The sequence below is a fragment of the Bifidobacterium kimbladii genome, assembly GCF_032193675.1.
GTDB classification, from domain to species: Bacteria; Actinomycetota; Actinomycetes; order Actinomycetales; family Bifidobacteriaceae; genus Bombiscardovia; species Bombiscardovia kimbladii.
The window spans coordinates 1-25,976 of sequence record NZ_JASTZZ010000005.1 but is presented as its reverse complement, the minus strand read 5'-3'; the positions used below and the strand labels follow the sequence as shown (position 1 = coordinate 25,976).

General features: G+C 58.6%; 20 protein-coding genes and 2 riboswitches. Of the genes, 8 read left to right on the top strand and 12 right to left on the bottom strand.

What is annotated here, in order from left to right:
- Positions 1-7 precede the first annotated feature (7 nt).
- Both QRX41_RS06965 and QRX41_RS06960 read right to left on the bottom strand, forming a co-directional pair.
- Positions 8-1,171 (bottom strand): glycosyltransferase family 4 protein, encoded by a 1,164-nt coding sequence (locus QRX41_RS06965; RefSeq protein WP_313839595.1) that lies wholly within the window; start codon positions 1,169-1,171, stop codon positions 8-10.
- Positions 1,168-1,800, bottom strand: a complete 633-nt coding sequence (locus QRX41_RS06960; RefSeq protein ID WP_313839593.1) for an NAD(P)H-dependent oxidoreductase — start codon at positions 1,798-1,800, stop codon at positions 1,168-1,170. The genes QRX41_RS06965 and QRX41_RS06960 overlap by 4 nt, the downstream gene beginning before the upstream one ends.
- Positions 1,801-1,933: 133 nt before the next feature.
- Positions 1,934-2,092, top strand: a riboswitch (M-box (ykoK) riboswitch).
- 73 nt (positions 2,093-2,165) lie between these two features.
- On the opposite strand from QRX41_RS06960, the gene QRX41_RS06955 reads away from it, so the two are divergent.
- The 4 genes from QRX41_RS06955 to QRX41_RS06940 all read left to right on the top strand — a co-directional run bounded on the left by QRX41_RS06955 (position 2,166) and on the right by QRX41_RS06940 (position 6,324).
- Positions 2,166-3,929, top strand: coding sequence for an ABC transporter permease (locus QRX41_RS06955; RefSeq protein WP_144085711.1), 1,764 nt, complete (start codon positions 2,166-2,168; stop codon positions 3,927-3,929).
- Between the two features lie 20 nt (positions 3,930-3,949).
- The gene (locus QRX41_RS06950; protein WP_045924579.1) at positions 3,950-5,302 is read left to right on the top strand and encodes an ABC transporter ATP-binding protein; all 1,353 of its coding nucleotides are present in this window, start codon (positions 3,950-3,952) and stop codon (positions 5,300-5,302) included.
- A 46-nt stretch (positions 5,303-5,348) separates the two neighbouring features.
- A riboswitch (Fluoride riboswitch) is annotated at positions 5,349-5,421 on the top strand.
- 88 nt (positions 5,422-5,509) lie between these two features.
- Positions 5,510-5,947 (top strand): FluC/FEX family fluoride channel, encoded by a 438-nt coding sequence (locus QRX41_RS06945; protein ID WP_045925073.1) that lies wholly within the window; start codon positions 5,510-5,512, stop codon positions 5,945-5,947.
- Positions 5,944-6,324: a fluoride efflux transporter FluC gene (locus tag QRX41_RS06940; RefSeq protein ID WP_045924580.1), complete on the top strand. Its 381-nt coding sequence runs from the start codon at positions 5,944-5,946 to the stop codon at positions 6,322-6,324. Before QRX41_RS06945 ends, QRX41_RS06940 begins: the two co-directional genes overlap by 4 nt.
- A 33-nt stretch (positions 6,325-6,357) precedes the next feature.
- On the opposite strand, the gene QRX41_RS06935 is transcribed toward QRX41_RS06940, so the two are convergent.
- Positions 6,358-7,365, bottom strand: coding sequence for a bile acid:sodium symporter family protein (locus QRX41_RS06935; protein ID WP_313839589.1), 1,008 nt, complete (start codon positions 7,363-7,365; stop codon positions 6,358-6,360).
- A 391-nt stretch (positions 7,366-7,756) separates the two neighbouring features.
- Here QRX41_RS06935 and QRX41_RS06930 point away from each other — a divergent pair, with 391 nt between their 5' ends.
- Positions 7,757-10,081, top strand: coding sequence for a KAP family P-loop NTPase fold protein (locus QRX41_RS06930; RefSeq protein ID WP_313839587.1), 2,325 nt, complete (start codon positions 7,757-7,759; stop codon positions 10,079-10,081).
- 309 nt (positions 10,082-10,390) lie between these two features.
- Here QRX41_RS06930 and QRX41_RS06925 read toward each other — a convergent pair whose 3' ends face one another.
- The 8 genes from QRX41_RS06925 to QRX41_RS06890 all read right to left on the bottom strand — a co-directional run bounded on the left by QRX41_RS06925 (position 10,391) and on the right by QRX41_RS06890 (position 17,722).
- Positions 10,391-11,206 carry a L,D-transpeptidase gene (locus QRX41_RS06925; protein WP_197071165.1) on the bottom strand — a complete coding sequence of 272 codons (816 nt, stop codon included), beginning with the start codon at positions 11,204-11,206 and terminating at the stop codon, positions 10,391-10,393.
- A 54-nt stretch (positions 11,207-11,260) separates the two neighbouring features.
- Positions 11,261-12,103 carry an alpha/beta fold hydrolase gene (locus QRX41_RS06920; RefSeq protein ID WP_313839585.1) on the bottom strand — a complete coding sequence of 281 codons (843 nt, stop codon included), beginning with the start codon at positions 12,101-12,103 and terminating at the stop codon, positions 11,261-11,263.
- Positions 12,104-12,327: 224 nt separating this feature from the next.
- Positions 12,328-12,849 carry a hypothetical protein gene (locus QRX41_RS06915; RefSeq protein WP_313839583.1) on the bottom strand — a complete coding sequence of 174 codons (522 nt, stop codon included), beginning with the start codon at positions 12,847-12,849 and terminating at the stop codon, positions 12,328-12,330.
- Positions 12,846-13,283 (bottom strand): HIT family protein, encoded by a 438-nt coding sequence (locus QRX41_RS06910; protein ID WP_313839714.1) that lies wholly within the window; start codon positions 13,281-13,283, stop codon positions 12,846-12,848. The genes QRX41_RS06915 and QRX41_RS06910 overlap by 4 nt, the downstream gene beginning before the upstream one ends.
- Positions 13,280-13,762, bottom strand: a complete 483-nt coding sequence (locus QRX41_RS06905; protein WP_313839581.1) for a TIR domain-containing protein — start codon at positions 13,760-13,762, stop codon at positions 13,280-13,282. Before QRX41_RS06905 ends, QRX41_RS06910 begins: the two co-directional genes overlap by 4 nt.
- A 635-nt stretch (positions 13,763-14,397) precedes the next feature.
- Entirely contained in the window at positions 14,398-15,486 is a 1,089-nt protein-coding gene (gene ychF / locus QRX41_RS06900; RefSeq protein WP_313839580.1) for a redox-regulated ATPase YchF, read from the bottom strand.
- Between the two features lie 42 nt (positions 15,487-15,528).
- On the bottom strand, positions 15,529-16,332 hold the full coding sequence (gene proC / locus QRX41_RS06895) for a pyrroline-5-carboxylate reductase (RefSeq protein WP_313839578.1): 804 nt from the start codon (positions 16,330-16,332) through the stop codon (positions 15,529-15,531).
- Between the two features lie 10 nt (positions 16,333-16,342).
- Positions 16,343-17,722, bottom strand: a complete 1,380-nt coding sequence (locus QRX41_RS06890; RefSeq protein WP_313839576.1) for an alpha/beta fold hydrolase — start codon at positions 17,720-17,722, stop codon at positions 16,343-16,345.
- 234 nt (positions 17,723-17,956) lie between these two features.
- Here QRX41_RS06890 and QRX41_RS06885 point away from each other — a divergent pair, with 234 nt between their 5' ends.
- The 3 genes from QRX41_RS06885 to QRX41_RS06875 all read left to right on the top strand — a co-directional run bounded on the left by QRX41_RS06885 (position 17,957) and on the right by QRX41_RS06875 (position 25,353).
- Positions 17,957-18,103, top strand: a complete 147-nt coding sequence (locus QRX41_RS06885; RefSeq protein WP_313839574.1) for a hypothetical protein — start codon at positions 17,957-17,959, stop codon at positions 18,101-18,103.
- 232 nt (positions 18,104-18,335) lie between these two features.
- Positions 18,336-21,509, top strand: a complete 3,174-nt coding sequence (locus tag QRX41_RS06880) for an RCC1 domain-containing protein (protein WP_313839572.1) — start codon at positions 18,336-18,338, stop codon at positions 21,507-21,509.
- A gap of 916 nt (positions 21,510-22,425) precedes the next feature.
- Positions 22,426-25,353: an InlB B-repeat-containing protein gene (locus tag QRX41_RS06875; RefSeq protein ID WP_313839570.1), complete on the top strand. Its 2,928-nt coding sequence runs from the start codon at positions 22,426-22,428 to the stop codon at positions 25,351-25,353.
- Positions 25,354-25,752: 399 nt separating this feature from the next.
- Here QRX41_RS06875 and QRX41_RS06870 read toward each other — a convergent pair.
- Positions 25,753-25,976: hypothetical protein (locus tag QRX41_RS06870; RefSeq protein ID WP_313839568.1), on the bottom strand; the 224-nt coding region annotated here is incomplete at its 5' end.

The window sequence follows — 25,976 nt, the reverse complement described above, 5'->3', positions numbered from 1 at the left end:
ACCTAGCCTACATGAGACGGCGGTCCTGGATGGCTTGCCGGTAGACCTCCTCCACCTGATCGGCCACCGTGGTCACGTCGTAACGGTCCAAGAGCGCCAGCTGGTCATGGCGCACATTCCGCCTCCAGGAGGGGTCCCCCAGAGCCTGGGTGATTCGCCGGGCCAGCAGATCAGGTGTGTTGGGCGAGTCGACAGGGACCAGAGCCCGCTCGTCGCCCATCAGGGTGGACCGGTAGCCGGGATTGTCCCCGGCCAGCACCGGAGCCGTGCCCGAGGCGATGGCCTCCAGCAGGACGATGCCAAAGGACTCGCCCCCGGTGGAGGGAAAGACGGTCAGGTCGGAGGAGGCCAGCAGGGCGGGCTTGTCCTTCTCGTCCACAAATCCGGGGAAGGCCACCGGTGTGCGCAGGGCGGCGGCCTTCCGACGGCAGTCCTCCAGCAGCGGGCCCTTGCCGGCCATGGTCACATGCAGGCCCTCGGGCAGAATGCCGGCCCGCTCCCCCGCCTGGAGGGCCGAAAGCAGGATCCCCGCCCCCTTGCGGGCCACGAACCGTCCCAGAAAGACCAAATGCGGCCCCTGGCCGTGCAGGCGCGCCACTTCCTGGTCGCCAGCAGCCTGACGGGCCCGGCGCAGGGCAGCCACGTCCACGGGGTTGGCCACCACCCTGCTGGGCACGCCGGCAGTCTGCCGGGCATAGCTGGCCGCCACAGGCGAGACCGCGATGACCCTGTCGATGCGCCTATGGGTCCTGCGGTTGATCATTCCCAGCAGCCGGCCGCCCAGCAGCTGCAGGCTCCCTGTGGGGGCGATGTGATAGGTGGCCACCAGGGCTGTTGCCGGGTTTGCGGCACGGATGACCCGCCCGGCCAGGAAGGGGCTGTAGGGGGCCTGGACGTGCAGCAGGTCGAAGTGCCCGGCCTCCAGGACCCGGCGGATGGGCGCCTTGGGCGCAGGCAGCGGTATGCGCATCCTGTTGCCGTTAAAGGAGACCATGACGTTGCGGGACAGGGAGTGGACACCGTCAACCGGCGGATGGGCGGTCTGCCCGACCAGGTACTGGACCCTGTGGCCCCGCCTGCCCAGCTCCCGTCCCAGGGTCAGAATGTGCTGCTGGACTCCGTCAAAGACGTCCAGGGTGTCATCGAAGACAAATCCGATGCTGAGCGTCACTGAGCGTCCTGGCCAGCTCCGGGCTCGGTGCCTGCGGCCAGCTGACGACCCTTCAAGGCCAGGGCCACCAGGTGCCGGTCGGCGGCCTCCCGCGCCTGCTGGTCATCGTTGCCCGAGTCCAGATTGTCCACATAGATGGTCTCCACCTGGGCGACCTGGCAGTACTTGAGGAAGGTCTGCCTGCGCAGCTGGTTGTCCAGGGCCTCGCCGATGCCGCTGGACTGGTACCATTCCTTGTCTCCGCCGGTCAGCATGACCAGCTCCACCCGGCGCCCTGCCAGGGCCCCCGGGGTGCCATCAGCGTGGTAAGCGAAGCCCCGGCAGATGACCCGGTCGATGAAGCCCTTCATGATGGCCGGCATGCTGTACCAGTAGACGGGGAAGACCAGGGCCAGCACGTCCGCATCCTTGATGCGCTCCTGCATGGCCTGGGCATCCTCGGGCATGGGCCCCTGGCCCAGGTAGTGGGTCCTGTCCTCCATGCCGAAGACGGGATTGAATCCCTCGGCGCAAAGGTCGATCAACTCGGTGCGAGCCCCGCCCTCGGCTGCCCCGTCCAGCAGGGCGTTGCCTGCCGCATCGGTCAGGCTCTTGGGTTCGGGGTTGGCCGTGACTGCCACGATCTTCATAGGGATTCGCTCCTTACATTCCATTTCGCGCCTGCTCCGACTGCATGCAGACCCTTGTCATTGTCAGTCCTGGCAAGGACGGCAACACCGGTTTGGCAAATGCTTGACACTGCTCTGAGGCCCATCTATGTTATTGGATGGTCGGTAGGTGAAGCTACCGCATGGACAAGGCATGCTGCCGCAAAGTGGTGGAGACACCCCGCGCAGGTCAACAGTCCCCGTCGGATCAAGGCAGGGACTAATGCAGGGCCAAATACCATGCGAAGCCGAAGCTTGAACGATGACAATGGTCGGCTCATGGCCGATCGCCACGCCGTCTTCGAGGCTGCCGACAGGGATGTTCCGCACCTTGGAGGGAGGCCATCATGAATACTGTCGCACTGCCAGGAATGCTCCGTTCGCCACTGAACGACGACCGCAGCCAGGCATCGCGCTCCACCCGCATATGGACGGGTCTGGCCGTAGCCATAGGCGCTCTGGTCCTGCTGGGGGCCCTGGCCTATCTGCTGCCGGCCCTGGGCGCGCCCATCGGCCCCGCCGGCGTTCCCTCGCACGTCTCCACCGACCCGGCCAACCTGCCCTACTACGCGCTGCGCTCCCTCTTCCGCATGTTCACGGCCCTGATCATCTCCCTGGTCTTCGCCTTCCTCTACGGCCTGGCCGCCGCGCGCTCCCGCCGCCTGGGCGCCGTGCTCATCCCCCTGCTGGACATCCTGCAGTCGGTGCCCGTCCTGGGCTTTCTGTCGGCCACCATCTCCATCTGGCTGGTCCTCTTCCCCGGGTCCATCATGGGCGTGGAGGCGGCCTCCATCTTCGCCATCTTCACCAGCCAGGCCTGGAACATGGCCTTCTCCTTCTATAACTCCCTGACCAGCGAGCCCTCCGACCTGGACGAGGCGGTGAGGCTGATGCGCCTGACCCGCTGGCAGCGCTTCTGGAAGCTTGACGTGCCCAATTCCATGATTCCTCTGCTCTGGAACTGCATGATGAGCATGGGCGGCGGCTGGTTCTTCCTGACCGCCTCCGAGATGATCTCGGTCAACAACAGGACCCTGGCCCTGCCCGGCATCGGCTCCTTCGTGGAGGAGGCCACCGCCGAGCAGGACCTGGGCAAGGTGGGCCTGGCCATCCTGACCATGATCGTGGTGGTCTTATTGATTGACTTCCTGCTCTGGAAGCCGCTGACCGCCTGGGCCGAGAAGTTCCGCTACACCAGCAGCCAGTCCACCGAGCCCCGGCGCAGTCTGGTGCTCACGATCATCCGCCTGTCCGGGGTCAAGGACCTCTTGGGCCTGGTGGGCCATCCCCTGGCCGATCTGCTGGACCGGATCACCCGCCCCCTGGGCCGCACCGGGGCTCGCTGGAGCCGTGGCGGCGGACGCCGGCGGGCAAGCGACCTGGTCTGGTGGGCCTGCCTGGCCCTGATCGGCCTGTGGGGTCTCTGGCAGCTGGACCGCCTGGTCATCCGCCCGCTGGGCCTGGGCGAGGTCGGCCACGTCTTCCAGCTGGGCCTGCTGACCTTCCTGCGAGTGCTGATCCTGATGGTGGTCTGCACCATCGTCTGGGTGCCCATCGGCGCCCTGATCGGCATGAATCCGCGCATCTCCCGCTACTTGCAGCCCCTGGTGCAGATCCTGGCCTCCTTCCCGGCCAACTTCATCTTCCCCTTCGTCACCATGGTCTTCATCATCTGGCGGATCGACATCAACTGGGGCAGCATCCTGCTCATGGCCCTGGGCACCCAGTGGTACATCCTCTTCAACGTCATCGCCGGGGCCTCGGCCATCCCCGACGACCTGCTGGAGATGTCGCGCAGCCTGGGCCAGAACCGCTGGCAGCGATGGAAGACCTTGATACTGCCTGCATTGTTCGGCTCCTGGTGCACCGGCGGCATCACAGCGGCCGGCGGGGCCTGGAACGCCTCCATCGTCTCCGAGGTGGTCTCCTACGGCAAGACCGAGCTGACGGCCAAGGGCCTGGGTGCCTACATCGCCCAGGTGACCGCCACCGGCGACACCCCCCGCATCATCCTGGGGGTGGCCGTCATGAGCATCTTCGTGGTCCTGGCCGACCGGTTCTTCTGGTCTCCCCTGCAATCACTGGCACAACGGCGCTATTCCCTGACATGAGAAGTCTGAGAGGTTCGACAATGACCAAGATCAATTCCAACGGGATCATCACGGCCGAGCACGTGACCAAGACCTACCAGTCCGACAAGGGCGCTGAGCTGACCGTCCTGGACAGCATCGACTTCACCCTGCACGAGGGCGAGGTGGTGGCCATCCTGGGCCGCTCCGGCGCCGGCAAGTCCACCCTGCTGCGCATCCTGGCCGGCCTGGTCCCGGCCAGCAAGGGCAGTGTCGAATACCGGGGCAAGCAGCTGGACGGGCCCAACCCCGGCGTGGCCCTGGTCTTCCAGAGCTTCGCCCTGATGCCCTGGCTGACCGTCAAGGACAACGTGGAGCTGGGCCTGCAGGCCCGTGGCGTGCCCAAGAAGGAGCGCGAGAAACTCTCCCTGGCCGCCATCGACGCCATCGGCCTTGACGGCTTCGAAAGCGCCTACCCCAAGGAGCTCTCCGGCGGCATGCGCCAGCGCGTGGGCATCGCTCGAGCACTGGTCCTCAAGCCGGACGCCCTCTTCATGGACGAGCCCTTCTCGGCCTTGGACGTGCTGACTGCCGAGAACCTTCGCCAGGAGGTCCTCAAGGTCTGGTCCGAGGAGGCGGGCAGCGTCAAGTCGGTCCTGATCGTCACCCACAACATCGAGGAGGCCGTGGAGATGGCCGACCGGGTCCTGGTCCTGGACTCGCATCCCGGCCGGGTCATCGCCGACGTGCCCATCAACCTGGACAGGCCTCGTGACAAGCAGTCCGACCTCTTCCAGTCCTGCGTGGACTACCTCTACTCCATCCTGACCGGCCAGCGCGACAGCGAGGACATCCGCCGCCGTCTGCAGACCAAGGTGCGCAACCGTCAGGCTGTGCGGGACTCGGTCCGGGACGAGGACACCGCCGAGCGCAACCTGCCCGATGCCACCCCCGGCGGCCTGGCCGGTCTGGCCGATGTCATGGTCAACCAGCCCAACGGCATGGATCTGGCCGACCTGGCCGCCAAGCTCTCCTTCGAGGTGGACGACCTCTTCCCCCTGATCGACGCCGGGCTCATGCTGGGCATCTTCCAGGCGGACAACGGGCACGTCAGGCTGACCGACCAGGGCCGGGCCTGGCACGACGCAGACATTCTGGAGAGCAAGGAGATGTTCTCACGGATGCTGATGGACCACGTTCCGCTGATCCGCATCATCGACCGGGCCCTGAAGAACAGCGACGACAAGAGCCTGCACGGCTCCCTGATCCTGGACCTGCTGAGGGCCCACCACTCGGACAGGGAGGCCGTCCAGCAGTTCGACACCGCCATCACCTGGGGCCGCTACGGCGAGCTCTTCGACTACGATGCCGACGACGACCGGCTGACCCTGGACCCGGAAAACCACACCGAGTGAGCAGTCTCGCAGCTGCGGCGGCTGCGGTCCCCTTGGGCTCCTAGAATGAGCCTCAGGCGATGGAACCCGCCCGGGGCTTGAGCCCCGAACCGCAAACCGCTGATAGTTCCTGCACCATGATTCGACGACCCGTCTGTGGGCCGGGTGCAGGCGCATGCCATCCAGCCCGACCTTGCGGACGCTGATCCGTCGGGAACCGAGCCTCCAATGACCAAACCCCCTACCGGACCTGATATGGCCACGGCCCTGGTGGTGATACTGGGCGGAACACTAGGCACCGGCTGCCGGTACGCCCTGAGCCTGCTGCCGGGCCAGAGCGGCCCACTGCATCCGGGAACCCTTCTGGCCAACCTGATCGCCTGCGCAGGTTACGCCCTGCTGACCGCCTTCCTGGCCGGGATGACCAAAAGCACGCATGCGCGCCGAAGGCAGCTGACCAACAAGGGCCTGGGTATGGGCCTGTGCGGAGGGCTGTCGACCATGTCCACGCTCTCGCTGGAACTGGTCCAAGGCCTGTCAGGCGGTCAACTCCAAGCAACCCTTGCCTACCTGCTGGTCTCCTTCGCCGGAGGCCTGATGGCCTCTTGGGCCATGGCAGCGCTGGGAGCGCGTTTGGCCGCACGCATCCAGGCGGGTGCGCGATGACCTTTACATTTACCTTGCTGATTTGCCTGTGCGGCGGCCTGGGTGCCGGACTGCGTTACCTGCTGGACACCCTGGTCAAGGCCCGATGGCAGGTGGATCTGCCCCTGTCGACCATGATCATCAACCTGCTGGCCGGATTGGGCGCAGGACTGGTGGCCGCCTTTGCCACCTTCCACGGACTGCCTAACTGGGGACGGCTGCTGCTGACCACAGGACTGCTGGGTGGCTTCTCCACCTTCTCGACAGCAGTCAACGAAGTGCTAGCCCTGGCCCGGCAGAGACGGCATCTGGCAGCCCTGGGCTATCTATCGGCATCGATCTTCCTGCCACCACTGCTGACGGCCCTTGGTTTCATGCTGGCCGGACCGGGCATGTAGCAGATCCAGCCAGCAATCAAGGAGCTGCGGAACCTAGGCGCGAACCGGTTCCGGACGACCCTGGGCGGAGTCGGCGGCGATCCCCAGCCGGTCGTCATGCCGACGCCACCAGGCGGACAGCACCGAGCCGGAGATGTTGTGCCAGACGCTGAAGAAGGTGGAGGGTATGGCCACAATCGGGTCGGCTGCGAAGGCCTGCAGGGCCAGGGTCGCGCCCAGTCCGGAATCCTGCATGCCCACCTCGAAGGTGATGGCCTTCTGCTGGGCGTAGCGGAACCCCTTGGGGTAGAGACGGTACATGAGCCGGCTGAAGAGGAAGCCCAGCCCGTACCCGCACAGGTTGTGAAGCATGACCACCGGCAGGACCAGAGCGGTGGCGGCGGTGAAGAGCTTGGCATGGTTGACGGAGACGACCACGCCGATGATGATCAGTATGGCGATCTGCGAGACTGCCGGCAGGGCCACGGTCACCTTCTGCACCTTCTCCTTGAATATGGCGTGGACGGCCAGGCCCAAGGCTATGGGGATCAGCACCACCTCAAGGGCCGTCAGGAAGAGCTGCTTGGTGGGGATGTCCACATACTGGCTGGCCAGCAGATTCATCAGCATGGGGATCATCAGGGGCGCACACAGGGTGGAAAGCAGGCCTATGGACACGTCCAGGGCCACATCGCCGCGCGACAGGTAGGACATGACGTTGGAGGAGGTCCCCGAGGGGCAGCAGCCCACCAGGATGACTCCTACGGCGATCATGCCGTCCAGGCGGAAGATGCGGCAGAGCAGCACGGCCAGCAGGGGCATGATCACGTAGTGGGCCACGGTGCCGACGATGACCATGAGCGGCATCTTGAGGATTCGCTTGAAATCGTCCAGGCTCAGGGTCAGCCCCATGCCGAAGAGAATAATGCTCAGGAAGTAGTTAGTGTAGCTGCGGGCCCAAATGCTAATCTGCGGGACAAAGAAGTTGATGGCGGCCCAAGCCAGGACCACCAGGATGAACCACTTAGTCAACCAGTCACTGAACCGCTGCACCTTTTGCATGATTCCTGACCACTTCCTCTCGATAGTTCTCTCTGTGGTAGGGCAAAGTTAGAAAACCGAGGGCAGGCACGACGGCGAATGGTCACATTTTGGACGAGGTTATTGCTACATCCTCGCGTCAATACTGTCATTAAAGTTCTCAGACTTTTCAATCTTAGAAATTCACTTAGCAAAACTCGAAGCGAAAAAACAAAAGTTGAGGTTCGATGCGTCCATCATGACTAAACATAAATCAAGACTAAACATAAGTAAATCTAACACTGAGTAAATTTCACATGGGCAAGGGAACCGATATCCAAACTGGCATTGACCGAACCAGTCATACAAGCACAAGACGTTACTTGACTTTAGTGCTTCATTAAACGACCGTTTTAGATTGTATTCTTATAGCATGAGAGAGAACTCAATTCAGCATTCTTCGTGGCTTTTCGACGAACCGATTACTGACAAGTCCGAAGATGAGTATCAACGTTCTGAATTTACACAGAATCTTGCAGATGCTCTTCTTAGTAGCACTGAACCTCATGGACTCATTATTGGGATTAATGGCCCATGGGGATCAGGCAAAACATCCCTAAAGAATATGCTTATCAATGATCTCAAAGCATCTGAAGATACTAACGGATTTCATATTATCGAATTCGAACCATGGATGTACTCAGGCAGTGGTCAGATAGTTTCTCTTTTGTTCAAACAAATGGCACAAACCTTGTCGGGAAAAACTAATTTCTTGTATCGAGCTTTGTTACGGTTATCAACAATATCTAATTTTTGGAGTCCTGTAGTATCAGCATTATTTAATGCACTGTTACCAGGCTTTTCTTATACCGTTAATCTAATCGCGTCATTCTTTGATAACATCGGAAATTATTTGAATCCCGGCAACGAGAATTTCAAGGTGCTCACTGAGCAACGCGAAAAACTTAGAGATAATCTAAATTCAACTAAGACTAGAATAGTCGTATTTATTGATGATCTAGATCGTTTGACAGACAGCGAAATAGCCGAAATGCTCCGTGCCGTTAAGGCCGTGGGGGATCTACCTTATGTGACCTATGTACTCCTCTATGACAGAGATGTCGTCGCTAAGTCTCTCAACAAGACATGCCACAACAAGGGTGACGAGTATCTGGAAAAGATAATCCAGGTACCAATCGGTTTACCAGAACCGTCCAAAGAAGTCGTGGAAAGAATGCTCACGTCAGAGATAGAAAGCATCATTCAAGTAAAGAGACACGACCATGCAGCACTACCCAGTTCAATTGCAGTTTCAAGCTCATTCGAAGATATCAAACGATTCTGCATAGCTCCGTTTGTCAATAATTTACGAGACGCAATCCGCCTGACAAATGAATTCAAAATAAGATACCAGGTTTTGAAAGACGATGTCGAGCCTGGAGATCTACTAGGAATTACAAGCCTTGAGGTATTTCGACCAAGCCTTTATAAATGGATCATCGGCCACAAGAACCTTATATGCAGTCATTATGCACCATTCACCTTACCCTCCCGCTTTCCCCCAGAAACCGCTATCAGTAATCTTTCAGATAGAGTTCAAGAACTGTTAGAAAATATGAATTCGAGCAACGGAGAAACCGGCAAACAAGACAGCGAAGCAATTAAAGCCCTATTTCCCTTTGCTAAAGCGTCAGCTTCACGCAACAACGATCAGAAAAATGTTTCTCTAGCGTATCTCGACCCGTATGAAGCAGATCGTCATATATTTAGACCGGAACATTTTGACGCATATTTCCGCTTATCGATTGAGCAGGATATCATGCATGAAAATGAATATAAGAAATTCCTGCTATATGATGCACTAAGCCCAGCAGATTTAGATAAGCACCACTGGGACATATTCCGCAGTACCGTATTCGTAGGTAAAGCTAGTAAATATCTTTGCAATAGCAATAGTAACCGAGCTGCAGAAGTGATTGAATTTTGCCTTCGTCTCGAAGAAAAGTTCAATGATAAAGACCAAGGATACATGACCCTTAAATTGGTGCTTGTTATTCTCAATACTGGTGAACAATATTCAAATTTCGCAAGTCTACTTGATGCAATAACTCGTCAACTTGTAGATTCTGAATCACCTTTGTCACTAGTAGTATGCGAATATCTTGCGTATCAATTCCATGTTTTTCTCTCGCCAGAAGCTCACAAAGATCAATCAGAATACCAGCCCCATCGTGTGCTAACATATTTACCTGAATTGTCTTTATTCGATTATGTTATTAGATCTGGCTTTCAGAACAATTATCTCACATCAATTTACAATAAACTTAGCGATCGACTTAAAAGATGGGAATTCAAACCCTTCGAAAAATCTCTATATGGCAGTGTCATGAGTGATTACGCCAAGTTTATTCCAATTTTATTTGATAGTTTGGATGATCAGTATAAAGCTTTTATTGTTTTCTCGCACATGGTAAATAAGGCACATTTTGTTATATACACACTTAATGCACTTGTGCAAAATGACGACGATAATTATGTCATGAATTTGCCACTCTTACAGCAATTAGTCGATGCTGATGCATGCCAAATTGCTATTACAGAGCTGATAAATGACGAATCCTATAGAGGAGGCAAGGATGCGCTCGATTTTGGCCCACTCGCAGCATACGAAGTCTTACTTAAGAGTGATATGTCTACAAACTCTGTCTCAACCAAGAAAGTAAATCACGTCTTGAAAGAGTGGGAAAACAAACTTTAAGCTCATTACGGCACAGGTTAACCGTTTTGCAGAATAAATGTAAAGCTCACTTACGTATCAGGATTGTTCTTATTCAATTGGGGTGACACAATCTTAGCATGCGGTAAACATAAAGACTGTAGCTTACCCAATGGAAGAAAAGAGATTGTATTATTAGTTGAAAATATTCACAATTACAATCATATGCACGAAAAATGTCGTTACTCAATACACGAAGAAATTAACGATAAACCGAAAATTCCTTGCATACGATTCTCCCAAGCCTGCACAAAGGTACTGCAACTAATTTGAAAATCAAAATCATGTATCCTATTCAATAACGACGGGCGTGCCGGTGGGCACGGATTGCATGATCCATCGAGCGTCAGGCACTGTTAGCCGGATGCAGCCGTGGGAGCCAGGGCGGATGCCCAGCATATCGGCCTCCTCCTTGATGAAGCCGCCCTTGGAATCAGTGGGGACCGAGTGGAAGAGGAAGACCCCGTGGTTCAAAAAACTGGTGTAGTAGCGGGCGCCCATCCCCTCGCCGGGATTGTAAAAGTGGTCGCCGCGCTCGGCCTGGATGCGGAAGCTGCCCCTGGGCGTGGAGTCATTCATGCCCGTCGAGGCGTACATGGTGTAGAGCAGTTCAGACCCGTCGCGCACATAGACCCGCTGGTCCTGAAGGCTGACCTCCAGGGAGAGGCCAGGATGGGCTGCAGGATCCGGGTAATCAACCTGCTGGGAAGGCTTAAGCCAATCGACAGGCTGTGCAGATGCGCCAGCAGGCTCGGTCTTCCGAACCTTTGTCTGCTCCTCATCTTGTTCCTTTGTGTGCCTCTTTGTCGCTGATGAAGAGGAGGACTCGGATTTACCGGAATGATGCGCCTTGGGGAATTGCCTCGCCGAAACAGTGGACGTGCTGGAAGCGCTTGCATCTGCCGATCGTTCCGCATGAGCCGCATCCACCGGCTGGATCAGGTTGACGATCATGACTGTCAGCAGCAGCGTCAGTAATGCGCTTGTCACTACCACAGGCGTGCGGCGGACAGGGTCCAGCAGCCAACGGAGCATGGCAAGCACACGCCGCTTAAGGCGTTTGCTATCCAATCCCCAGACAGCCATGTCCTTCCCCTTCGTCGCCATCGAACGAACCTGTATGCACAGTTCATTGTAGTGGCGGAAGGAACCAGGGCGGACTCAGCCTTTCAGCACCTGCCTGGCCCAATCCTCCAGCAGGTCGCAGACCAGGGCGGTCTGTTCGATCTGCACATTGTGGCCGGCTTGGTCCAGCACCGAGTAGGAGGCCCGGGGGAAGCGGCAAGCCAGGTCGAACTGGTCCAGGTAGCCCACACGGTCGTCCTGGCGGCCGCAGACGAAGAGCACAGGGGCTATGAACCCGTTCCAGGCTCGGTCGAAGTCCATATCCAGCCGGTAGTGCCCCTCCATCCGAGCCGCCGTATCGGCGTCGGCCGAACGAATGCCGGGTATGATGGTGCGCTGGTAGGCCTCCAGATGCTGACGGGACTCCACCACAGCCATCTGCCGGTAGGCATGCCTGGTGAACTCGTCCACGTCGGCCAGGCCCTGGTCGTCCCGGACCAGCACCTGACGCGGGGGCAGGCGCCTGTGGGCGGTCACCGGGTCGACCACCGAGGAGAGCAGGGCCATCCCCCGGCAGCGTTCCAGTCGACCGGCGGCGGCATGGCGGCTGAGCAGCCCGCCCAGGGAGTTGCCCACCAGGGCGAAGGGGCCGCCGCCGCTGAAAATATCCACCTGGTCATCCAGCCACCGGGCCAGACCATCCAGGTCGAGGATGGACGGGTCGGGCGGCGTACGGCCGAAGCCGGGCTGGTCCAGATAGATCCGTTCGAAACCGCCCACCCGCTCGAAGACGGGGTCAAGGTCGTCAAAGATGTGATGGTCCACGCCCGACCCGTGCACGAAGATCAGCGGCAGCCCATGACCCCGACGAATGGCAAACCCAGGCTTGGCGCTCACTTCTTGGAATAGGAGGGAATGCCGGTCTTGAACTCGGGTCATCTTATTGCTTTTTTTGTTACTGTTCAATATGTAAAAATCTATTCTTTCTAAATCTAAAAGCTTGACAGCTAAAAAATGATTATAAAATTCCACACAATCCTGTCAGAATTGACTTCTTCCTAAATATCACGCAGAACAGAAGTGCACAACGAGCCTCAGTTTATGCTCCAAGAGTAACGATAACCAAGCGCACAACACCTGTCCATTTCTGCAGGGCTCACAACTTAGCGGATCAGGGCATGGCACAAAACCAAAGCGCCTACAAAAAGAAGGGCACCATAAAATGGCGCGATTGACCATGAAGTTAGGATACGAAACCACTCTTTGACATTAATCTTCGAACGCCTACAACGACCACTATTAAACTGACTCTTCTGTGTGTTTGCCTCACCATCTGCATCCGGTGCTGTTTCCTCGTAATCATGAGGGTCAAGTGACAGTTCTGGAATCTTCACATCTTGACGGACCACAGCATTGTAAAGTCGTCGATAAAGGCGTTCCTGCCTAAGATAATTCACATCCATGTATCCAAATAAAAGAATTGCGGAAATACCAAGAAGTGCCACTTCCACTGAACGTTGCGTCAACGCATACCCAAAGGCGGCAGTAACCACTGGAAGAAGCCAGCTTTTCGCTTGAACTGACGACTGAGACATTCGAGTCACAATATTTTGAATATAGTCGAGGTGCTTCAGACGAACTGTCGTGCTCGACTCGTGCAACTCTGACCCCTTGTCTTCTTTCATAAGTGAATCCCTGTACACGCATCACGCAGGGCATCCCAAGTTTCGTCTTTTGCTTGTTCCGAATAATTAGTTTTAGTCGGCCAAATGCGTCCTAAGCCGTCATCAGACCAACGAGGAACAAGATGAAAATGAACATGCGCGATACTTTGTGTGGCAACCTTACCGTTCGACTGAATAATATTGAGACCCTCAGAATTGACCGTCTCTACAATTACACGTGACATGCGAGAGATAAGCAGCCCTATATGCTCTGCCTCTTCTTTTGAAAGATCCCATACGGAAGAAACGTGCCGATGAGGGATTACTAATATATGCCCGAGTACCGCAGGCTCAATCGGAAAGAATGCGACTGCTTTATCGTCCCGAAACACCTCACGCACATTCTCATCAGCACGTTCTGCAATCAAACAAAATGGGCAGTTTAAGTTAGTCACCAAGGCCTGACCGTGCCCTGCTCTGACCAAGATTTGAGATTCATTGCAAGCGTGTTGTAAGTAGCCTTAGAGTCGATTCTTCCGGTACTCCAAGATATTTGAGTCGGGTCAAAAACAGGAATGCCATACACTCCATCCACTCTTTCGAAGGGATTAGCACCTTTTGAGTCGACTTCTCCCATGGAAGACAGACCATGAATATAGATACCAAGCAAACGGTGTTTGTCATTCCAAGCCTTCTCGATTTCGTAAAGCACCCAAGGTCGTGTCGAAGTTTCTTTTCCTATCAAAACGATCACAGCGGACTTATATTTCATTTGTTCGTCAATCCACCTTGTGATCGCAGACGTACCGCCTCTCTTGACTGATTCCCAGTCTTGATGGTTCAAAATCTTTTGACCATCAAGTACGCCCATATTCTCGACAAGTTGAACACGATTCACATCACGGTCGTAGTGAAACGAATAGAAAACTGCCATCTTATTCCCCTCTGCCTTCTACAAAGTACAAGAATCTTGTTGACTTTACCTAATCCGAACAACACCTGTATTCAGGATATGGCTAGGCAACGGGTTATGCAAGTGGACAAAGCGGAAAGCAATTAGTTAAAGCAATTAGTTAGCTATCTACGCTCTCTAACTTCATAGATTTCATTAGTGTTATTCAACACTAATGCCACTTGAGTTAGCACTCTCATCCATAAGTCAAACGCGTGGCATTTAGGAAGGCTAGACTTGGATTGGCCAGACAGTGTTCATAACAATTTATCAGAAGAAACTTCAAATCCTGCAATTTAAAAACAGCACGTTTGCTAAATGCTATGCTGCCTTATTTGCAATACACGCTCATGCCAATCGGACTGATCACCAAAATGGTATGCGGTTTCATTACTGAGCATCCAATGCGGCAGATTAGCTGAACAGATATGCAAACCGGAGCCTTCCGTAAAGGGATCCGGTTTGCACACATACTTAAGTTAATAACAGCTATATTAGAAATATTTTATTCCTCCTGATGAGGAAATCCTCAACATACTGTTTATCAACTACAGATTGGCACACTTGACACTTGTTTTCTTAATCGCTGGATATTAGAAACACATAATCAAATTAATTCACACATTAAACTTGAACTCCACGATGTCGCCGTCCTGCATGACGTAGTCCTTGCCCTCAAGGCGCATCTTGCCCTCCTCGCGCACCTTGGCGTAGGAGCCGTCGGCGGCCACGAAGTCGTCGTAGGAGACCACCTCGGCCTTGATGAAGCCCTTCTCGAAGTCGGTGTGGATGATCCCTGCGGCCTGGGGTGCGGTCCAGCCCTTGTGGATCTGCCAGGCGCGCACCTCCTTGACCCCGGCGGTCAGGAAGGTCTGCAGGCCGAGGATGTCAAAGCCCACCCGGGCCAGCTGGTCCAGGCCGGACTCCTTGAGCCCGGCATCGGTCAGCATCTCTCGCGCATCGGCCTCGTCCAGCTCGGTCAGCTCGGACTCGAACTGGGCGTTGAGGAAGATGGCGGGCGCGGGAGCCACGGAGTCGGCCAGCTGCTTCTTCATGTCCTCGTTCTGCAGCTCGTCGTCGTCCACGTTGAAGACGTAGATGAAGGGCTTGGCGGTCATCAGATGCAGGTCGTAGAGCTCGTCCTTGTCGATGTCCCCGGCCTGGGCCGCCTGGTCGATGGTCCGCCCCTGGCCCAGAATCTCCTTGGCCTTGCGGACGGTGTCCAGGTAGGCGGGCTTGATCTTGCCGCCACGCTGGTCCTTCTCCAGCTTGGGCAGGGCCTTGTCGATGGTCTGCATGTCGGCCAGGATCAGCTCGGTGTTGATGGTGTCGATGTCGTCGGCCGGATCCACCTTGCCGTTGACGTGGACGATGTCGTCGTCATTGAAGGCGCGGACCACCTCGCAGATGGCGTCGGCCTCGCGGATGTTGGCCAGGAACTGGTTGCCCAGCCCCTCCCCCTCCGAGGCCCCCTTGACGATGCCGGCGATGTCCACGAAGGTGACCGTGGCGGGCACGATCTTGTCCGTGTGGACCAGCTTGGCCAGGACGGGCAGACGGTCGTCGGGCAGGGGCACGATGCCGGTGTTGGGCTCGATGGTGGCGAAGGGGTAGTTCTCCGCCAGAACGTTGTTGCGGGTGAGGGCGTTGAAGAGTGTGGACTTGCCGACGTTGGGCAGCCCGACGATTCCTATGGTTAACGACATATGCACCAGTCTATTGCCCGGACTGCCCCGGCGTGGCTCCCCCTAGTCGCCGCGCTCCACCGCATCGATGGCCTCGATGACCGCTCCACGGAAGCCGTGCTTCTCCAAGGAGGCGACACCCTTGATGGTGGTTCCGCCCGGCGAGCAGACCGCGTCCTTCATGGCCCCGGGGTTGGTGCCGGTGGCCAGGTAGAGGGCTCCAGTCCCCTGAACCATGCGCGCCGCCAGCCGGTAGGCCGCCTGCCTGGGCAGCCCATGCTCCACCCCGGCGTCGGCCAGGGCCTCCATGTACATGGCCGTGTAGGCGGGCGCGCATCCGGCGACGGTCGTGCCCACCGAGACCAGCTCCCGGGGCAGCCGTTCGATCATGGCCACTGGGTCGAAGACCTGGGTGAAGAGCTCCCGCTGCTGGTCGGTCAGGGTATCGTCCTCCTGGGTGACCAAAACCCCCTGCCCTACCGAAATGGGGGTGTTGGGGATGGCGCAGATCAGGTGGGTGCCCTCCTCCAGGATGTCGGCATAGTCCTCAAGCGTCATGCCGCCCACCACCGAGAGGACCATGCGGTCCGGGTCAGCCAGCTCATGGCGGATGGGCTCGCAGACCTGGGCCACCTGCCCAGGCTTGACGGCCAGAATCACCAGGTCGGCGGCCGCAGCCACCTCGGTGCCGGAGTGCATGGGCCGCACCCCCAGCTGGGCCGTCCGCTCCACCAGCCGGTCGTAGTGGGCTGCGCAGGCCACAATCCGGCCGCCTGGCAGCACGCCTGCGTCGACCAGGCCCTGGGCCATGGCCTGGGCCATGTTGCCGTATCCGATGAATCCGAGAGTCAATGAGTCCGTGTTCATGCCCTCAAGTCTAGCCGCGCGCCGGGAAGAGCCCCTCCAGATCGCCGCGCTCCAGGGCCAGCCGGTAGAGGTGGGCGAAGACCCTGTCCCCGTGCAGGCCGTCGTGCTCGAACTCGTTGGTCACCCAGGCATGGGCATGGCCCACGCGCGAGAGGGTGTCCAGCTGGAGCTCGGAGGGCACGTAGAGGTCGTCGGCATAGACCGCGGCCTGCAGAGGAACCTGATTGTCGGCCAGACGGTCGGGGTTGTACAGGTGGCCCCAGGAGCCCTCCTCCATGAGCAGGCTGACCGCCGGGCCGAAGGGGCGCAGGGCCGACTCCTGCTCGAACATCCAGGGGAAGATCGCCTCCCCGGTGAACATGAGCGGACGGGCAGCAGTATCGAATTCAGGACGGGCATCGCGCACCCGCTGCGCAGCCCAGCGCAGGGGTTCACAGTCCCCATCGGCGTAGATGAACTCCTGCAGGGGCCAGTAGAGCGGTGTGACCGCAGTGGCCGCCCCCACCCCCTCCAGGAAGGCCTGCGAGAGGGTGGCCCGGGAGCTGCTGGCGCCGGAAGCGGGCAGGCTGCCGTCGCCGTCCAAGAAGGCCGTGTCCAGCAGCCAATGGAGACGCTCGAACCCGCCGCTCTTGCCCAGGTCGGCGCCCAGGGTCTGCAGCCGCTCCACGCTCAGGGGGTCGCCGCCGGGCAGGACCACATCGCCCTGTGCCAGCCGGTCGGCAATGGCCGCCACACGGTCCTGGTCCCCTGGATAACGCTGATAGAAGATCTGGGACCGCTGGGCCATCTTGGTGAAGGTATGGGAATAGAGCTCATAGGCATCAGCAGGGATGTGGGGCACGCCCCCGGTGGTAAAAGCCGCAGCCAGCCCCTGGGGGAAGTTCGACAGGTAGGCCATGGTCAGGAAGCCGCCGAAGCTCTGCCCGAGGGTCACCCAGGGACGGCCGGCGAAGACCGTGCGACGCAGGTGCTCGAAGTCCCGGATGATGGAGTCCGCCAGAAAATGCTTCAGATAGTCGGCCTGGGCCCGAGGCTCGCCCAGGGAGGCCATGGTGGAGCCGTCGATGGCGCTGGACCGGCCCGTACCCCGCTGGTCGGGCAAGACAATGCGGAAGTGGCGCAGGGCCTCGGCCATCCACCCGTCGGCAGTGGCATTCAGCGGCCGTGGGGCGCCCGAGCCGGGTCCGCCCTGCAGGTAGACCAGCAGCGGCAGGTCGTCGTGGATGTGCTCGGGGGCGCAGACCACGCGGTAGAAGCAGCGGATGACCGCCTGGTCCGAATGATCTTCGGCTCGCCAGACGCCAGGTTCACTGCCCGCCCAGTCCAAGGGAACGGGGATGGACCCCTCCCGAACGTAGAGTCCCGGCAGATAGTATCCCTGGTTGGTCATACACTGGCTCCTTTCTTTGAGATCAGTCGGGTTCATTGTCTCCGGGCGGTTGGACCTCGATCGTGTGTTGTCTGTGGGCTGGGTGGTAGGGTGAAAAGCGGGGGACGTCGAGAAGACGGCTGGTTTGCGCCATTAGCTCCTGCGATGTGATGCAGGGTTGGCGTTGGCAGGCAGAACTTTGATAGGCAAGCGGAATTGATTCCGTTTGGTGTTTGATGAAGGGGTTTTGGTTTCATGCATCTGGTTTCCCGTCTGCGTCGCATCATGGCGATGACGACCGTCCTGCTAGGAATGCTGGCAGGCCTGGGCGTCGCATCCGCCCAGGCGGACGCTCCCATCCTCACCGGGGGGGGGGGGTCGTCAGACCCCTCGCGTAGCTGAGCAAACCCCCGGCATTTCCCCCAGCAGCACACCAGACGCCGCACTGCCCTCGCCATCACCAATACAAACCTTCACGCCATTAAGCCCAGCAACACCAAACCCAGACACCCCATCATCGACGATAGACAATCCAGAATCCGCTCCGGCTAAATCAGCCGATAAGACGCATGGTCAAGCCGCGCATGTAGTGCGTTTCGACCCGGCCGAAGGGAGCAAGCCGACTCAGTCAACCGTGAAAACCGGTACCCTTGCCACTCCCCCGCTGCACAATCCTCAGCGTCCCGGCTTCCAGTTCGACGGATGGACCCATGACGGCCAGCCTTTCGACTTCCAGACCCCTATCCTCCAGGACACGACCCTGAAAGCCAAGTGGACACAAATAACAGATTGGACGCTAAGCCCGGATCATGGGCCCGCTTCCGGCGCCCTCCTGACCATCAGCCCGCCCAGTCCGCAGGAACCCTACTACACCAGCGTCCAAGCCAAAGGTGAGCAGATCCTTGGCCTGACCGGCGACGGCCGCATCTACACCTGGACCCAAGACAGCACACCCGTGCAGGTTCCTTTCCCCGCCCAGGCTCCTGCCGGGTTCCGCTACCTGCAAGTTGCAACCGGCAACCGTTGGCACGCAGCTTTGGGATCCGACCAGCACATCTACACCTGGGCCAGCGGACAGCACGAACCCGCGACTCTCGACACCAACCAGAATGCCAGGTTCACCAGCATCAGCCTGAACGATTACCTTTTGCTGGCAGTGGACCGACAAGGACAGGTCCACACCTTCCAGGCCAGCGATGCCGACAGCCAGAATCAGAATCCGAAACTCATGCAGCAGGCCGCAACCAGCCTGCCCGGGCAGGCGGCCGTCAGCGCCGTCGCCTCCACCAGCCGGATTCTCATCGTCGACGCGGACGGACAGGCCTGGACCCAGGAAACGAGCAGTACCAAGAAAGCCGAACCCGAACACATCAAGCAAAACCCCAAGATCCGCATCATCCAAGCCCAAGTCCTCAGCAAAGGGTTCCTGCTCCTGGAAGCGGATGGGCAGGCCTGGTACCTGGACAACAATGCAACCAACTCTGCAGTCGTCAGATTGCCGGAAGGCATGAAGACCGGAAGGATCGCCTGCAACGGCAGCCAGGCCGTCATCACCGACACGGACGGTCATAACTGGGCCTGGAAGCCCGGAGAAACCCCTATGCGGGCAGACAATAGGAACCAGCAATATACACTGGCCGTCAGCATCAACGGTAGAGTCACCGCTGTTGACCGGCAGGGCGATATATTCTCCTGGGAGTGGGTCGAGCAAGACCAACCCGGCAAGCCAGCCAGACTCGACACCACTACAGCGCCCACCCTGGAATCAGCCAGCATGGGCGGCCAGCCGCTCAAACTCTACAAGACCGACGGCGCTTGGCGAGCGGACATACTCGCCCGCCAGCCCGGACAAGCAACCATTCTCATCGCCGGCAGTCAGGATGGCCAACCTTTCACCAGAAGCCTCAACTACACGGTCGACCAGCCGCTGACCAGAGACGACCAACAAGGACCCATCTATGAAGTCGACTTCGACATAAACGGAGGAAGCTCGAAGCCAGACCCGCAGTCGGTGACTTACCCGTTGGGAAGGGTGCAGCGGCCCTCACCTAACCCTACGCGTGAAGGCTACCAGTTCGACGGATGGTTCATCGGGGAAGTCGCCTACAACTTCAGCAGGCCCGTGACAGACAACCTCACCCTCACCGCCCGCTGGACACCCAACACGCAGAACAACCAGTGGAGCATCAGCCCCGACAAGGGCAGCCAGCTTGGCAACGCAACGACCACCATCACCCCGCCTGCCAGTCGAAGCGGCATCAAATTCAGCCAGGTTAGTGGGTCAATAGACTCACCGAGTGATAGTGGCTCTGGTTTTTCCTTGGCGGTGGGCAGCGACGGAAACGCCTACGCCTGGGGATTAAACAATTATGGCCAGCTCGGCGACGGCACGACCACCAGCCGGGCCACGCCGATCAGGGTCAAGAAGCCTGCAGGCATGCCTGCGAATTTCACTTACATGCAGGTCAGTGTCGGAATGCGGCATTCGCTGGCCGTGGGTAGCGACGGATACGTATACGCCTGGGGAAACAACCAGTATGGCCAGCTCGGCAACAACAGCAGCGGCTCTTCGTATGTTCCTGTGCGTGTACGCGACCCCGCCAACCCCACAGACACGAGCAAAGGGCTGAAAGCCGTACAGATCAGCGCCGGAAGTTGGTATTCATTGGCCGTGGGCAGCGACGGATACGTATACGCCTGGGGAAACAACCAGTATGGCCAGCTCGGCAACAACAGCAGCGGCAACTATGCGAAGTCCTCTGTTCCTGTGCGTGTACGCGACCCCGCCAACCCCACAGACACGAGCAAAGGGCTGAAAGCCGTACAGATCAGCGCCGGAAGTTGGCATTCATTGGCCGTCGATGAAAACGAGAATACCTGGTCATGGGGATACAACGCCGCTGGCCAGCTCGGCAACAACACCGCAACGAACTCCTCTGTTCCTGTGCGCGTGCGCGACCCCGCCAACCCCACAGACACGAGCAAAGGACTGAAAGCAACACAGGTCAGCGGCGGAGGCGATCACTCGCTAGCAGTCGACAAGGGCGGAAACACATGGTCATGGGGAAGAAATGATCATGGTGAGCTTGGCAACGGCCACAGTACCGATACGAGGGTTCCTGGACCAGTGCAGTACCCGAAGAACGATGGCACTGTGACAGCCACCCAGGTAAGCGCCGGGACCTTTCACTCGCTAGCAGTCGACAAGGACGGAAACACATGGTCATGGGGATGGAACAACTATGGCCAGCTCGGCAACAACACCGCAACGAACTCCTCTGTTCCTGTGCGCGTGCGCGACCCCGCCAACCCCACAGACACGAGCAAAGGACTGAAAGCCGTACAGATCAGCGGCGGATGGTACCATTCCCTGGCAATCGGCGCGGACGGGAACGCCAAGGCCTGGGGAGGTAACGGCGATGGTCAGCTCGGTGACGGCACCACGAACACCAAACGGACTCCTGTGCCAGTGGTGTTCAATCTGACGCCGGTGATCACCGGCGTCAGGTTCGACCAGGCCCTCGCACCAGGCCTGACGCGCGGCGATGGCAGCAGCGTCAGCGTGCTCACGCCCGCACACCAGCCGGGCACGGTCACGGTCAGCGTGGACTACACGCTGGGCGGCGCACCCCAAACGCCCGACACATCCTTGAGGTACACGTACCTGCCAGCAGGCGTGCTCCCCAAGGCAGGCGGGGAAGGCATCCTGCTCGCCCTGGCCACGGGCATGACCGGCATGGGCGGAGTTCTCGCCTCACGCCGCCACCGGAAAGAACAACACAAGCTATTGCATGCTTCGCACGAGTAAGAAAGGCCGGAGGGCGTATCAATCCCCCCGCCCCTGGCCCATACAGGGGGAGCAGGGAGGAACGTGCCACTTAAGGCTCAAACCCCAAGAGAGCCGACACTTTCCTCCCGCGCCCCCACCACACTTCTGCAGGCAAAAGCACGAGGGCAGGCATGCACGCCCCCGCCTCTGCCTAGGGGAGGAGGAAACACGGCCAGGCCGGCCAAGAGGCTCAACAGCCACCAGCCAGCCCGGCCGCTGTTCATTTGTCTATCTCAAATAATTACTATAAGTAGTCGCTCTTTCCCAACCGCCTGGACTGGTTTTGGCTGATGCCTGCATGTTGCAATGGTATGATTTTTGTGGGGATGTTGAGGGGTCTTTCGTCTTCTGACTGCATCAGCGCAATTGGCGCCAGATCAGCCTTGAATGGCCGAGAGACTCCTCTGAAAGTAAGACGTAGCAGTGGTGTTGGCCGGCCGTTGGGGAATAACAGATGGCAGGCAAGCCTGTTGTTGGGGAAGAGGTTTGTAAGTCATGCGTATAGGCTCCCGATTGCGTTCGCTGACGTTCGCGATTATTCTTATGCTGCTCCTGTCAGGCTTGGGCATGGTCGAAGCCGAAGCTGAAACCGACGCTGGTACTGAATCTATGTTTATCGGGGGGGGGGGGTCGTCAGACCCCTCGCGTAGCTAAGCAAACCCCCGCCACTCTTCCCAGCAGCACAACCGGCACGCCGCTTCCTTCGCCCTCGCCTCTGACAACTGCCTCGCCCCTGAGCCCCACGACATCAAGCCCAAACACCCCGTCATCGCCGACAGACAGTCCAAGCAGTGCAGACTCCGCTTCAACCAGGCCATCCCGGCAGACAGATGATCAGGCCGCGCACACGGTGCGCTTCGACCCAGCCGACGGGAGCAATCCCACCCAAGCGACAGTGAAAACCGGGAACTTTGCCTCACCTCCGAAGAACAATCCGCAACGTGAGGGCTCCCGGTTCGACGGGTGGACGCGTGACGGCTTTCCCTTCGATTTCCAGACCCCCATCCTGCAAGACACGACGCTGACCGCCCGTTGGGCCAAGGCCACGGACTGGACTCTGAGCCCGAACCACGGACCCTCCTCAGATACACAGCTGACCGTCAGTCCGCCCGACAAGCAGGAACCCTCTTACACGAGCATCCACACGGCAAACAGCCAGTTTGTCGGTCTGACCGGCGACGGCAACATCTACATTTGGACACAAGACGGCACACCAAAACAGGTTCCTCTCCCTGCCCAGGCTCCCGAAGGGTTCCACTACCTGCAAGCCGCCGCCGGCAGCCAGTGGCAGGCGGCCCTCGGATCCGACCAGCACATCTACACCTGGACCAGCCAACGGCCCACGCCCACCATCCTCGACACTGATCGGAACATCAGGTTCACCAGCATCAGCACAAGCGACGACCGGCTGCTGGTCGTGGACCAACAGGGCCGTATCCACATCTTCCAGGTCAGCCAGGCCGACAGCCGGAACATGAAACCCACTGAGCAATCCACGATCAGCCTGCCCGGGCAAGCTCAGGCGATACTCGCCGTCGCCTCCCCCAGCCGGACATTCATCGTGGACGCTGACGGGCAGGCATGGTCATGGAAGCCAGGCCAGGCAGGAAACACGAAGCCATCACCCATCATGCAGGACCAGGATGTGCGCATCATCCAAACTGCAGCCCTCAACCAGGGGCTGCTCCTGCTGAACGCTGACGGGCAGACCCGGTACCTGGCCGACAGCACGACCAGCGCCAAAGCCGTCAACCTGCCAGAAAGCACGAAAGCCAATCGGATCAGCGCCAGCAATGACCAAGCCATCATCACAGACAAGGACGGCCGCCTCTGGTTCTGGAAGTCAGGCGAGGCACCCACGCGCGCAGAGAACGGGAACCAGCACTATCTGCAGGCAGGCCGCATCGGCAACGAAATCGCCGCCCTAGACAGGCAGGGCAGCCTATATCAGTGGAGCATCGACACCCAAGGCCAGCCCGGCAAACCGGCAAAAATCGACTCCACCACAGCGCCCACCCTGGAATCAGCCAGCCTGGATGGCCAAGACTTGACACTCAGCAAAACCGGCGATGCCTGGCAGGCAGATGTCCCCGCCCGCGATCCCGGGCCGGCCATCATCACCATCACCGGCAGGCAGGACGATAAGCCCTTCACCAAGAGCCTCAATTACACCGTCGACCAGCCGCTGTTAAGGGATGCTCAACAGGATTCCACCCACACGATCACCTTCGATACAGCAGGAGGAAGCCAGGCACCCAAACCCCAGCAAGTCGGTTACCCCTACGGTAGGGTGAAGCGGCCCTCCCCCGACCCGACGCGCAATGGTTACCAGTTCTACGGATGGTTCATTGGCAAAGTCGCCTACGACTTCAGCAAGCCTGTGACCAAAGACCTCAGACTTACTGCCCATTGGTCGTCAAACAAGTGGACAATAAGCCCTGATACAGGCAGCCAAATCGGCGGTGAAAGGACCACCATTACCCCACCAACCAATACAAACGGTATCAAGTTCAACCAGATCAGCAGCTCAAACACTGGTTCATTCTCCCTGGCTGTGGGTAGCGACGGGAACGCGTACGCCTGGGGAGACAACACGTATGGCCAGCTTGGCGACGGGACGGCCAAAAACTCCAGATATACGCCGGTCATGGTTCAGAAACCTGATCGCAAGACGTATCCAGACCTGCCAACGAATTTCACCTACGTACAGGTCAGCGCCGGAGGCCGGCATTCGATAGCCCTGGGCAGCGACGGATACGCATACGCCTGGGGATACAACAGCTCTGGCCAACTCGGCAATAACACGAAAACGGATTCGCATGTTCCTGTGCGCGTACGCGACCCCGGCAGCCCTACTGATGAGAGCAGAGGACTGAAAGCTATACAGGTCAGCGCCGGATACTGGCATTCGCTGGCTCTGGGCAGTGACGGATATGCATACTCCTGCGGATACAACTGGTATGGCCAACTCGGCAACAACATCAGCGGCTCCAGTGAGTATTCGCCTTTCCCGGTACTCGTGCGCAATCCCGACAGCCCCACTGATGAGAGCATGGGGCTGAAAACCATACAGATCAGCGCCGGATACGATCATTCAATGGCCGTGGGCAGCGACGGATACGCATACGCCTGGGGATGGAACATCAAGGGCCAACTCGGTAACAACACCATCAGCGACAGCTACAGTGGGAATCCTTTTCCTGTGCGCGTGTGCGACCCCGCCAACCCCACTGATACGAGCAAAGGACTGAAAGCCACACAGGTGAGCGCCGGATACTGGCATTCGCTGGCCTTGGGCAGCGACGGATACGCCTACGCCTGGGGATACAACTGGTATGGTCAGCTCGGTAACAACACGAAAACGGATTCGTATATTCCTGTGCCCGTGCGTGACCCCGCCAACCCCACTGATTCGAGCAAAGGACTGAAAGCCACACAGATCAGCGCCGGATACTGGCATTCACTGGCCGTGGGCAGTGACGGATACGTGTACGCCTGGGGAAACAACGGAAACGGTCGGCTCGGCGACGGTACCACCAACGGCAAGTTAGTTCCCGTGTCGGTGATGTTCAACCCGCAGCCGGTGATCGCCGCAGCCAAGTTCGACACCAGCCCTGGCACGCATCTGACTCCTGTCAGCAACAGCAACAGCGCCACAGTGCTCACGCCTGCACATCTGCCAGGCACGGTCACGGTCAGCGTGGACTACACGATGGGCGGCGCGGGAAACACACTGACCGACACGTCCCTCAGATACACGTACACACCGTGCTCCCTCAGGCCGGCGGTGAGGGCATTCTGCTGGCCCTGGCCACCGGCATGACCGGCATGGGTGGGGTGCTGGCATCCCGCAGCCACCGGAGGGAAACACGCCAACTGTCACAAGCTTCGCACGAGTAAGAGAGGCCGGGGGCGGTGTATCAATCCCCCCGCCCCCGGCCTACACAGGGGGAGGGGACAGGGAGGAACGTGTCCATCAAGGCTTAAACCTCAAGAGAGCCGACACCCCCTCCCGCGCCCCCACCACACTTTTATCTGCTGGAGTTCAGGGCAGGCATGCACACCCACATTCAGAAAAAGGAGAGGAACAGAGAAACACAGACAGGCCGACATATGAAGCTTACAGCACTCAGTCAGGCAAGTCGCCGTTCATTCCCTACAACCTCATAATTTCGTAAACAATCGCTTTTCCCCAATTACCACGCTCATTGTCGCCGGGCGATTAGTTCAGGCTTGTGTGTTGTTCGCTGACCGGGTGGTAGGGTGAAAAGCGGGGGATGTCGAGAAGACGACTGGCATACGCCACGGTTCCTGCAATTCGATGCAGAGCTGGCGTTGAAAGACAGTACGGCTTTCCGGCAGGAAGAACTTTATTAGGCAGGCGGTGTTGATTCCGCTTGGTGTTTGGTGAAGGGGTTTTGGTTTCATGCATCTGGTTTCCCGTCT